Consider the following 10686-nt stretch of genomic DNA (forward strand, 5'->3'; position numbering starts at 1 on the left):
TTGCCTCCACGTCACGTGCTGTTCTCCTTTTGAAGGACGTATTCGAGTGGTCCTCTAAGCAGATTGCAGAAACGCTAAGACATGAAAGACAAGAAGATCTTCCACATCCAAAATTTCATTAACACAAAAATATTTTCAGATTGGGCTTCCTGATAGACCGATGAATATTGCAATCGAATTTCGTCTAAATAAATGAGAATCAAAAACAATAATCTAGTGAGGTCATCATTTCATAGGAGGAATTCAATTATGAGAAAAATTATTGTGCTTGAACATGTATCCCTTGATGGTGTCATACAAGCCCCAGGCGGGCCAGACGAAGATCTCAGCGACGGCTTTGCCTATGGCGGGTGGTCAGCGCCATATGCAAACGAGATCGTTGGAACGCTCCTAAGAAGGCAGATGGACATGCCGTTCGACCTGTTGTTAGGGCGCAAAACCTATGAAATTTTTGCAGCGTATTGGCCGCAACATGCGGACGTATGGCCGGGGGCCGACAAGGCAATCAAGTACGTCGCCTCGAACACCATGACATCCAGCGAATGGCAGCCGTCCGTGTTTTTAAGTGGAGATATTGCGGAAAAAATCGCTCAAATCAAGCAACAGCAGGGGCCGGATTTGCACGTTTGGGGAAGCGGTGATCTCATTCAGACGCTTATCAAGCATGATTTGGTCGATGTGTTCTGGCTGATGATATTTCCTATAACGTTGGGCAGTGGAAAGCGGTTGTTTGCAGATGGCACGATCCCGGCGGCATTCAAGGTGACCGAAAGCACTGTCGCCCCGAATGGAGTTATTGTCGTGAATTACGAGCGTGCAGGCGCAATCACAACCGGAAGTTTATGAATATTTGCGCAGCGTCAGGCAGCTGACATCAAGTTCAGCGTGCAGGAGTGAAAGACAAGACTTCATGATCCGCAAGCCGAAAGCGGACAACAAGACAGTTCCTGAAGACAAGGTGATTGTGGAGTCGTGAGCGACAAAGCCTGGAGCAATAATGGAGCAGGCGCGTTGGCGACCAGCTCTTGCTCGTTGAAAGAAAAATGGACACTATGACAAGGAGGATTTTCATGGATAACAATCTGAATCAATCGTTCGAATTTGCATTTACGCGCGTATTCGATGCCCCTCGCGAACTCGTATTTAAAGCATGGACAGAGCACGGGCATTTCGCGAAATGGTGGGGACCAAAGGGGATCACCCTCGAAGTCGTTAAAATGGACGCTCGATCAGGTGGCGAGTTTTTAGGTTTTCAGACGTCTCCTGACGGAAAACAGGTTATGTGGGGAAAATTTGCATACCAAGAGGTTGTCGAACCTGAGAAAGTGGCCTATATCCGATCCTTTTCCGATGAGCAAGGCAATACGGTCCGAGCGCCTTTTAGCGCGAGCTGGCCTCTTGAAATTATGAATATCATAACGCTAGAAGATGTCGAAGGTAAAACGGTTTTAAAACTGAAAGGCGGCCCTGTGAACGCTTCCGCTGAGGAAAAAGAAACCTACAACAGTATGGCTCCAATGCTTCAAAAAGATCTAGAGGGGACTTTTGATAAACTTGCCGACTATCTTGTCTCCCTGAATTAGAAAGTTAATCGGCCAAATTCAGATTTCGACTTGAACCTTACGTGACGTAATGATTTATTATGAACGTAACAGCAGGGTGAAACGCGGGCCAACGGCCAAAAAAATCGAACATAATAAATTCGAAATCGAAGGAGAAACGGACATGAGAAAACTCGTATTGTTCATGCATGTGTCGCTGGACGGATATGCGTCGGATTCGAACGGAGGACTCGATTGGATTCCATACAACGAGGAATTAGAGAAATACGCCGAGGAGGTCGTAGCCGAAGTCGGAGCTCCCGTTTACGGACGCATGACGTATCGCCTGATGGAGAGCTACTGGCCCACGGTGCTGGACAATCCGAATGCGTCGAGGCACGGTATGGAGCATGCCAAATGGCTGCAGGATGTTAAGAAGATCGTCATTTCCAGAACGATGGACAAGGTGGAATGGAACAATACGATGCTGATCAAGGACAATATCGCAGAGGAAATCAAGGTACTCAAGGAGCAGCCCGGCAAAAATCTCGTTATCTTCGGCAGCCCGGGAGCGGCGAAGACGCTGCTTAAGCTCGGCCTGATCGACGAATTCCTGCTTACAATTTGTCCGGTCGTCCTGGGCGGCGGAAAATCGGTATTCGACGGCGGCGGCGAGAAAATCAGGCTCAAGCTGCTGTCCAGCCGAACGCTCAAGTCGGGCATTATCGCAGCCCGCTATGAGTTGGAGAAATAGCCGTACAAGGTGTTCCGAGGGACGGGAGATGTTAGTTCAACGAATAGCGATTGGAAGGCTACCTATTGGCGGCCTTCTTTTTGTGCTTTCGGCGCAAAAGCCGGGAATGACCGACTTAACGCGAAAAACCGTCCAACTCCAGTCGCAAAGCCCCGGACGAACGGAATTAACGCGAAAAACAATCTAACTCTTTGCGAAGGCTACCCTAGCCGCATTCCCACAATATCCCTACATCTCCGGTTTGCTCTTCAGCTTCGCCACGACATCGATTTCCACCAGCAGGTCAAAGTTCAAATCGCAGTACACAAGCGTGCGGGCCGGATAAGGACGAGGGAACAGCCGCGAATAAATTTGATTGAACGCTTCATAATCGTTGCGGTTGGACAAGTAGATATTGGCCTTCACGACGTCCGCCAGCGTCAAGTCCCACTCGGACAATATATTTTGAATATTTTGCACGGTCAGAATCGTCTGACCCTCCAAGTCGGCAGCCGCCACTTCTCCGGTATGCGGATCGGTCCCGCCTTGGCCGGATACGAACAGCAGGGAATCCGATGGCGTTGCGGAGGAAAAGGGAACTTCATCCAATCCGTATTTTTGTATTTTCATATTCAATCCTCATGTTCCTCTCGCCGTATATTTCGTAGGAAGGTCCGTTCATACTGCTTAAACAAAGACAGGAGGCCGCTGAGCCACTCTCAGCAGCCTCCAGCTTCCAGCTTCCACGCGGGAACACGCTACCAGCCTAACGCTTTGCGGGTTTCCAACGCTTTCGTATTGTAGGCCTCGACCGCCGGGAATAACGTGCTGATGTTGCCGCCATCCCGGATCAGCTTGTCGATCGGCCCGTTGACTTTGCCGACGAGCTCGCCCAGGTTGACCAATCGCGGATCGCTCGAGAAGCAGCACATGTTCGCGGACAGCTTCAGCGCGTCGACGTTTTTGCCTTTCCACAGCGGCACTTGGCCGAAGTAATTTTCCAGGACCGGATCTTTGACGAACGCGCTGGAGCCGGTTTCGATCATCGTCTTTTGCGCTTCGACATCGAACAGGAAGCTGATGTACAGGAACGCTTCTTCTTTATGTTTGGACGCCTTCGGAATGGCGATCGGGCCGGCTTGGTGAATCGTCGCCTGCTGCTTTTTGCCCTTCGGCATCGGCAGGACGTCCCACTCGAACTTCGCCTTCTGCACCGTCTCGAGCATCCAGTCCGCACCCAGCATGAACAGCACGTTGCCTTTGATGAACGCTTCTTCCGCTACGGCCGGAATACCTAGATCTTTTTGCTCCTGCGCGGTCGGTTGAACGTGCCATTTGTTCGTCAAGTCCTGTACCCATTTGAAATCTTCCTGAATGGCCGGCGTATTCGCGACGCTTTGGGACGAATCCTTGTTCATGTACCGATAGTTCTCCGCACTGCCATTGGCCATCGTCATGATGCTCGTGAACTCATGGCCCATCCCGACCATTCCCCAATCGCCCGCGGCCGTATTGGTCGCTTTTTTGGACATTTCGAGGAAGTCGTTGTACGTCCAGTCGTTCTTGGGCATCGTCATGCCGTATTTCTTCAACATATCCTTATTGACGAGAATCCACATCGGAATGTCCGAGAAAGGCACCGTCCATTGCTTGCCGCCGGTAGCGAACGACTCCAGCAGGTTGTCGACCTTTTTGGCGCTTTGAATTCTTTGATCCTTCTTAATATAAGGGGTCAAATCCTCCAACAGATCGCCGGACATCCATTCGGACAGCCCGTTGTCGAGGAACACGAGGTCGGCCTGGTCGCCTGCGATGACGTTCTTGATGATGCCGCCGTTGATCTTCGTGCTGGCGTCGATCGTAATCCAAGGATACTTCTCATGGAACTTGTCGAACAGCTTCTGGAAAGGGCCGGCGTTCCAAGTCAGCACCTTCAGCGTAACCGGGTCTTTCTTGGCCGTGGCGGCCGGGCTTGCCGAGGCTGCCGTACTCGGAGCGGCCGTCGGGCTGGGCGTGCTCCCCGAATCTCCTCCCGAACAAGCGGCGAGGATCGGCAGGAACGCCAGGAGCATGATCATGGTACTGACAATCGCGAACTTTCTTGGACTCTTCTTACGGAACTTCATTCATTTCCCCTCCAGATCATCGTTCTTAATGAAAAGCCATTCTCCGCAACCCCTGAAGTAAGCGTATCCAATTCGATCTTTCTGTCTCGATTTTATCACGGCACTTTTTCATGTCAAGAAATATTTTTCATGTATAAGATAAAACTGCATGTCTGTTAAAAGGTATTGTTGAAATTCGTTAAATAGAAGAAGATGATCTTACGTATTTACCTTATTTTGTTTCTTTGGTATCATTGATTCATGTACTTGAAATCATTTTATGAATTTATCCGCGGGGGTATTACTCATGGGGAGCGTGGCATTCAAGCATGTCTACAAGTATTACAAAGGGGAAGCGAACCCATCGGTCCATGATTTCCATCTGGATATAGACGACGGCGAGTTCCTGGTCATGGTCGGCCCGTCCGGCTGCGGCAAGTCGACGACGCTGCGCATGTTGGCCGGCCTCGAGGAAGTTTCGAAGGGCGATATATACATAGACGGCAGATTCATCAATTATGTGTCTCCCAAAAACCGCGATATCGCCATGGTGTTCCAGAATTACGCGCTGTATCCGAATTTGACGGTGTACGAGAATATGGCGCTGGGGCTGCAGCTGCACAAAGTCGCCAAGCACGAAATCGAGCTGAGGGTTAACCGGGCGGCCAAGATGCTGGAAATCTCTCATTTCCTGAACAAACGGCCCGGCCAGCTGTCCGGCGGTCAGAAGCAGCGCGTCGCCTTGGGCCGTGCGCTCGTCCGGGAGCCGCAAGTGTTCCTCATGGATGAGCCGCTGTCCAATCTGGACGCCAAGCTGCGGACGCAGACCCGCGTGGAGATCAGCAAGCTGCACAGCGAGCTGAAGACGACGATGGTGTACGTCACCCACGACCAGACGGAAGCGATGACGATGGGGACGCGGATCGTAGTGATGAAGGACGGGCGTATCCAGCAGGTAGCCCCGCCCCAGCAATTATACGATCATCCGAACAACATGTTCGTGGCCGGGTTTATCGGCACTCCGCAGATGAACTTCATCGAAGGCTCGATCGTGCTGCAGGAGGGCCAATTCTTTTTCGAAAATAAACGTTGGCTTCTGCGTATCCCGGACCACTTCAACCGTGCGCTCCGCTCGGCCAAGACGAATTTGCGGCAGGTAACACTAGGCATTCGCTCGGAATACGTGAGCTGCGAACCGTGGGCGCTCGAGCAATATGCGGACTGGCGCATCTCCGCCGCCGTCGACACCCGGGAGCCGATGGGGTCGAATACGTTCCTGTACGCCCGATCGGGGGACGATGTCTTGGTGTGCCGTACGGAAGCGCATACACCGATTCAGCCCGGCGACCGTATCGAGCTCGCGATTCGGATGGACAAGGCGCATTTCTTCGACCGGGAGAGCGGCCTATCGCTCGCGGTCCAGGGGGATGCGACGTCATGAGCCGGAGAGGGTACAGCAGGATTGCCATCGGCATCTTCTTCTTATGTATGATAGGCTGGATCACCTGGCGGGCCGCCTCGGGGGACGGGGCGGCTATGCCGGTGCTCGCCGAGAAGGACATTCCGCTGTCCGAGGATGCGGCGGCTGGCCAATCTCCATCCTACGTGCAATGGCTGCGCACGGAGGCATCCCGGCCGAGTACGGGAGGAGCTAAGGTGGAGATCAAGGTGCCCGCGGTCCAATACAGCGCGGCATCCGCCGAAGCCGGCATCGTGCGCCGCCAGGACCCGGCCCGCAACGCGGAAGTCGTAGAATGGAACAATGCGAAGGGCTGGCTCGAATGGAAGGTGGAGGTGCCCCAGGATGGCGTATATAATCTGGCCCTGGATTATATGCCGCTCGAAGGCAGCTTCTCCGAAATTGTCCGTGGAGTTCAGATCGACGGCTCCTATCCGTTTGCCGAGGCGGAGCGCATCGCGTTCGACCGGCAATGGAAGGACGCCAAGTATCCGTACGACCGCAATTCGATCGGGAACGAAATCCGTCCGGTCCAGCAAGAGATCCGAGTCTGGAGTATGATTCGGGCAGCCAATTATGCGGTGTCCTCGGAGCCGCTCCGCTGGCCGCTTACGAAGGGCGTGCACACGATTCGCCTCGTCGGCGTCAAGGAGCCGCTGGCGCTCGCCTCGCTCGCTCTCGTGTCGCCCGACCCGATTCCTACATACGCCGATTATACGGGCCGGCATTCGACGGACGGTGGCCCGCGCGACTGGTTTGGGCAGATCGAAGCCGAGCGTTATACGAACAAATCCGCAGTCAGCACCCGCACGCTCAGTGTAGCCGAGCCGTTCGTATCCCCCGATGCGCACGGCAGACTCGTCTACAACGCGGTCGGCGGGACGTCCTGGGACAAACCGGGGCAGTCGATCGAATGGGAGATTGCGGTCCCCGCCTCGGGGTACTATGCGATCGATCTGAAATATTTTCAAGGCTACAACGGGAAGGCGAATGCTTACCGCACCGTGTTGATCGACGGCCAGGTTCCGTTTCAGGAAATGCTGCATTACCGCCTGGCTCCGAATACCGCGCTCCAGATTAAACCGATTGCCGGTCCGGATGGGAAACCGTACTTATTTTACTTAACCGAAGGCAAGCATCGGCTCAAGCTGGTGGTCGACAATTCATTGATCCGTCCCGCGGTGCTGGCGCTTAACGAGATGGGCCGGCGCATCCAGTCGATCGAACAAGAGATTCGCGCCCTGTCCGGCAATTACGGCTACGGAAGCGATCAGAACATCGATACGGCCCGCACATGGGATATCAAGAAGATTTATCCGGAGATGGAAAACAAGCTGCAGTCCGTCATCGATGACATGACCGTCGTACGCGACTACTTGCAGGGGCTGAATCAGGCTGTGACCGATCCGACGACCGCGCTCAGTACGATCATCAACCAGATCGGAGAGCTCCGGCAGGATGTGAACGAGCTTCCCAATCGGATCGGCGAGTTCGGAGATATCGCCACGGTGCTGGGCACTTGGATCAAGTCGATCGAGAGCCAGGCGGTGCAGCTCGATTATATCGTCGTGCGAACGCCTGACACCGATCCCGGCTTCAAGGTCCCGAACACATGGGACAAGGTGAAGTATACGACGGCCAACTTCGTCCGCACGTTTTTCCAGAACTACAGCACCAATGAGCTGAACGACAAGAAAGCTCTCACGATCTGGGTGCAGCGCGGCCGCGATTACGTCGATTTGCTGCAAACGCTGATCGAGCAAGAATTCACGCCGAAGACCGGGATTAAAGTGAATGTCAACCTGATCCCGGCGCAGGGCAATCAGAATGTGCTCCTCATGGGGAATGCCTCCGGCGACCAGCCGGATCTCGCCCTCGGGGTCGGGATGGAGACGCCGGTCGACTTCGCCATGCGCGGAGCGGCTGAGGATCTCACCCGGTTCCCGGGCTTCGCCGAGGTAATGAAGCGATTCAATCCGGGCCTGATGCGCTCCTATGAATACGACCAAAAAGTATACGGCCTGCCCGAGACGCAAACGTACAACATGCTGTTTTATCGGACCGATATTTTCGACCGGCTGGGATTGAAGCCGCCGGATACTTGGGAAGACGTGATGAAGCTGCTGCCGTCGCTGCAGGAGAATGGGATGACGTTCAAATATCCGAAGACGATGGACAAAACGATCCACTCGAATTTGACGACGTCTACCGCCTACAGCTTTCACTACGCGCTGCCGTATTACCAGCACGAGGCGGAGTTTTTCACGCCGAACGGCTTGCAGCCGCAGCTCACGACCGCCGAAGGGCTCGCCGCGTTCAAGCAGTATACCGAGCTGTTCAGCAAATACAGCCTGCCTCAAGACGTCCCGGCGTTTATCAATCATTTTCGCTTGGGGGATATGCCGATCGGGATCAGCGACTTCATGCTGAACATTCAGTTGTCGGCCGCGGCGCCCGAGCTGGACGGCCGCTGGCGCATGCTCCCGCTGCCCGGCATCCGCCGTCCGGACGGGACAGTCGCGCGCTGGGCGCCGCAAGAGACGACGTCGGCCTTCATGCTGAAGAAGAGCGAGCGCAAAGAAGAGGCGTGGAAGTTCCTGGAGTGGTGGACGTCCGACGCCATTCAGAGCCGGTTCGGCAATGACATCGAATCGTTCGCCGGAACGGAATACCGGTGGTACACGGCCAATACGGCCGCGATGCAAAAGCTGCCCTGGTCGGAGGATGATCTCAAGGCGCTGAACGAGCAAGACCGGTGGGCTAAAAATGTCCCGTACGTGCCCGGCTACTATTTCCTTACTCGGGAAATGGACTTTGCCTGGATCAACACGGTCTTGGACGGCCAGCCGGGTAGAGAAGCGCTGGAGCAATCGGAAATGTCGCTCCGGCGCGAGATGATGCGCAAGCAAGAGGAGTTCGGCTTGACCCCGGACGATAATTTGCATCTGGCGCCTTATACGAACCCTTACAGAAGGGAGTAACCCATGGAACCCGCACACTTGACCAAGGTCGCTACGACCCCGCCGGCAGCCGCCAAGCCGGCAACGCCTGCCATCCTGCGGCGGATTCGTCAATTCCTGCGAGAATGCTGGCGGGACCGGCTGTCCTACTTGTTTCTCGCGCCGTTCCTGCTGTGCTTCGCCTGCTTCATCATCATTCCCGTCTTCATGGCGGCCTTGCTCAGCGTCACTTCCTTCAACGGAATTGCATTTCCGCGGTTCATCGGCGTGAGCAACTTCATCTACATGCTCACGCAGGATATCGTGTTCATGAAATATACGCTGCCCAATACGCTCAAGTTCGCCATCATCGTCGGACCCGGCGGATATGCATTGTCGTTTGTGTTCGCCTGGCTCATCCACCAATTGCCGAGAAGCATCCGCGACTACTTCACGCTTGCTCTCTACGCGCCGTCCATGGTGGGAGGCGTCGCTTTGTCCGTCGTGTGGGCGGCTACATTCAGCGGCGATCGGGTCGGGTATTTGAACAACGTGTTGATCCGTCTGGGAATCATCGATGCGCCTCATCTGTGGCTGCAAGACCCCAAGTACCTAATGAACATTATGATTCTCGTTACGCTATGGACCAGCATGGGGGTCGGATTCCTGGCGATGCTCGGAGGCCTGCAGACGGTGAACACGGAGTTGTACGAAGCCGGCCGTCTGGACGGGATCAAGAACAGCCTGCAGGAAGTGTACTACATCACGATTCCGTCCATGAAACCGCAGATGCTGTTCAGCGCGGTTATGGCGATCGTCGGCACGCTCAAGGCCGGGGCGATCTCGACCCAGCTCACGGGACTCACGATCACGCCGAATTATGCCGGCCATCTCATCACGAACCACATCGACGATTACGCCTATCTGCGCTATGAATGGGGCTATGCGTCCGCACTCTCGGTCGTTCTGCTCATCATGAGCTACGCGCTGATGAAGACGAGCTACAAGCTGTTCGGTTCGAAGGGGGAACAATAAGTGATTCGTGCGCTTCGCAAGCAGCTGACCGTCTCCCGGATGTTCCTGATCGCCTTTCTAACCGTCTTAGGCCTATTTATGCTCATCCCGATCGTGTTTCTGATCAATAACGCCTTCAAGCCGCTGAGCGAGCTGTTCCTGTTCCCGCCGACGATTATCGTCCGGCAGCCGACGCTTCGCAACTTCGAGCAGCTGCTGCTTCATACTTCCGCAGGACTCGTGCCGTTCACGCGGTATTTGTTCAACAGCGTCATTGTGACCGCCGTTTCGACGGTATCGGTCATCCTGGTCAGCACGATGGCGGGATATGTGCTGTCGAAGCACCGGTTTCATTTCAAGACGCTGATCATGGCCATGATCATGCTAGCGCTGATGTTCGCGCCGGAAACCGTAGCGATCCCACGGTATCTAGTGGTAAGCTTCTTGGGCTTGAAAGACACCTATTTCGCCCATGTGCTGCCCTTCATCGCTTCGCCGGTGGCGGTATTCCTGATGAAACAGTTTATCGATCAAATTCCCGACTCGCTGACGGAGGCGGCCAAGCTGGACGGGGCGGGGGACATGTACATTTTTACACGCATCATCATTCCGCTCACCGCTCCGGCGGTCGCTACCGTGACGATCATTACGTTTCAGGCGGTCTATCTGGACGTGGAGACTTCAACGCTTTACACGACCAAGGAAACGATGAAGACGCTGGCCTTCTACGTGACGAGCTTGACGTCGGGCGTTCCCGGCGTGGCGGCCGCCGGTATGGCGGCAGCCGTCGGTCTGCTGATGTTTTTGCCGAACCTCATCTTATTCTTGCTCTTCCAGCGGAAGATGATCGAGACGATGCTGCATTCGGGAGTGAAGTAAGATGGAGAGAGAGGGG

The 10686-nt window shown here is 54.6% G+C and carries 9 protein-coding genes; 7 read left to right on the forward strand and 2 right to left on the reverse strand.

Annotated elements, in window-relative coordinates; genetic code table 11:
* The first annotated feature begins 249 nt into the window (after positions 1 to 249).
* The 3 genes from ACI5FR_RS19740 to ACI5FR_RS19750 all read left to right on the forward strand — a co-directional run bounded on the left by ACI5FR_RS19740 (position 250) and on the right by ACI5FR_RS19750 (position 2295).
* The gene (locus tag ACI5FR_RS19740) at positions 250 to 846 is read left to right on the forward strand and encodes a dihydrofolate reductase family protein (protein ID WP_405457416.1); all 597 of its coding nucleotides are present in this window, start codon (positions 250 to 252) and stop codon (positions 844 to 846) included.
* A 224-nt stretch (positions 847 to 1070) separates the two neighbouring features.
* Positions 1071 to 1583: an SRPBCC family protein gene (locus ACI5FR_RS19745; protein ID WP_405457419.1), complete on the forward strand. Its 513-nt coding sequence runs from the start codon at positions 1071 to 1073 to the stop codon at positions 1581 to 1583.
* A gap of 142 nt (positions 1584 to 1725) precedes the next feature.
* Positions 1726 to 2295, forward strand: a complete 570-nt coding sequence (locus ACI5FR_RS19750) for a dihydrofolate reductase family protein (protein WP_405457421.1) — start codon at positions 1726 to 1728, stop codon at positions 2293 to 2295.
* Positions 2296 to 2523: 228 nt separating this feature from the next.
* Here the strand turns inward: ACI5FR_RS19750 and ACI5FR_RS19755 are convergent, their stop codons facing one another.
* Together ACI5FR_RS19755 and ACI5FR_RS19760 are read right to left on the reverse strand one after the other, a co-directional pair.
* The gene (locus ACI5FR_RS19755; protein ID WP_405457422.1) at positions 2524 to 2904 is read right to left on the reverse strand and encodes a RidA family protein; all 381 of its coding nucleotides are present in this window, start codon (positions 2902 to 2904) and stop codon (positions 2524 to 2526) included.
* A 128-nt stretch (positions 2905 to 3032) separates the two neighbouring features.
* Positions 3033 to 4400, reverse strand: a complete 1368-nt coding sequence (locus ACI5FR_RS19760) for an extracellular solute-binding protein (RefSeq protein WP_405457425.1) — start codon at positions 4398 to 4400, stop codon at positions 3033 to 3035.
* Between the two features lie 286 nt (positions 4401 to 4686).
* On the opposite strand from ACI5FR_RS19760, the gene ACI5FR_RS19765 reads away from it, so the two are divergent.
* The 4 genes from ACI5FR_RS19765 to ACI5FR_RS19780 are packed head-to-tail and all read left to right on the forward strand — an operon-like array spanning position 4687 to position 10670.
* A complete protein-coding gene (locus ACI5FR_RS19765) occupies positions 4687 to 5820 on the forward strand; it encodes an ABC transporter ATP-binding protein (RefSeq protein WP_405457427.1) in 1134 nt (377 codons plus the stop codon).
* Positions 5817 to 8819: an extracellular solute-binding protein gene (locus tag ACI5FR_RS19770; RefSeq protein ID WP_405457428.1), complete on the forward strand. Its 3003-nt coding sequence runs from the start codon at positions 5817 to 5819 to the stop codon at positions 8817 to 8819. The genes ACI5FR_RS19765 and ACI5FR_RS19770 overlap by 4 nt, the downstream gene beginning before the upstream one ends.
* A 3-nt stretch (positions 8820 to 8822) precedes the next feature.
* Complete coding sequence (locus tag ACI5FR_RS19775) at positions 8823 to 9812, forward strand: carbohydrate ABC transporter permease (protein WP_405457430.1); 990 nt, start codon at positions 8823 to 8825, stop codon at positions 9810 to 9812.
* Complete coding sequence (locus ACI5FR_RS19780) at positions 9813 to 10670, forward strand: carbohydrate ABC transporter permease (RefSeq protein WP_405457432.1); 858 nt, start codon at positions 9813 to 9815, stop codon at positions 10668 to 10670.
* The last annotated feature ends 16 nt before the right edge of the window (positions 10671 to 10686 follow it).

It is taken from the genome of Paenibacillus sp. HJGM_3, from assembly GCF_045062745.1.
In the GTDB taxonomy this organism is placed as follows: Bacteria; Bacillota; Bacilli; order Paenibacillales; family NBRC-103111; genus Paenibacillus_AA.

What these genes read in the sequence shown, in the direction of transcription:
- ACI5FR_RS19775 (WP_405457430.1), top strand. Translation starts at nt 8,823, where the DNA reads ATGGAACCCGCACACTTGACCAAGGTCGCTACGACCCCGCCGGCAGCC.
- ACI5FR_RS19755 (WP_405457422.1), bottom strand. Translation starts at nt 2,904, where the DNA reads ATGAAAATACAAAAATACGGATTGGATGAAGTTCCCTTTTCCTCCGCA.
- ACI5FR_RS19770 (WP_405457428.1), top strand. Translation starts at nt 5,817, where the DNA reads ATGAGCCGGAGAGGGTACAGCAGGATTGCCATCGGCATCTTCTTCTTA.
- ACI5FR_RS19740 (WP_405457416.1), top strand. Translation starts at nt 250, where the DNA reads ATGAGAAAAATTATTGTGCTTGAACATGTATCCCTTGATGGTGTCATA.
- ACI5FR_RS19765 (WP_405457427.1), top strand. Translation starts at nt 4,687, where the DNA reads ATGGGGAGCGTGGCATTCAAGCATGTCTACAAGTATTACAAAGGGGAA.
- ACI5FR_RS19745 (WP_405457419.1), top strand. Translation starts at nt 1,071, where the DNA reads ATGGATAACAATCTGAATCAATCGTTCGAATTTGCATTTACGCGCGTA.
- ACI5FR_RS19760 (WP_405457425.1), bottom strand. Translation starts at nt 4,400, where the DNA reads ATGAAGTTCCGTAAGAAGAGTCCAAGAAAGTTCGCGATTGTCAGTACC.
- ACI5FR_RS19750 (WP_405457421.1), top strand. Translation starts at nt 1,726, where the DNA reads ATGAGAAAACTCGTATTGTTCATGCATGTGTCGCTGGACGGATATGCG.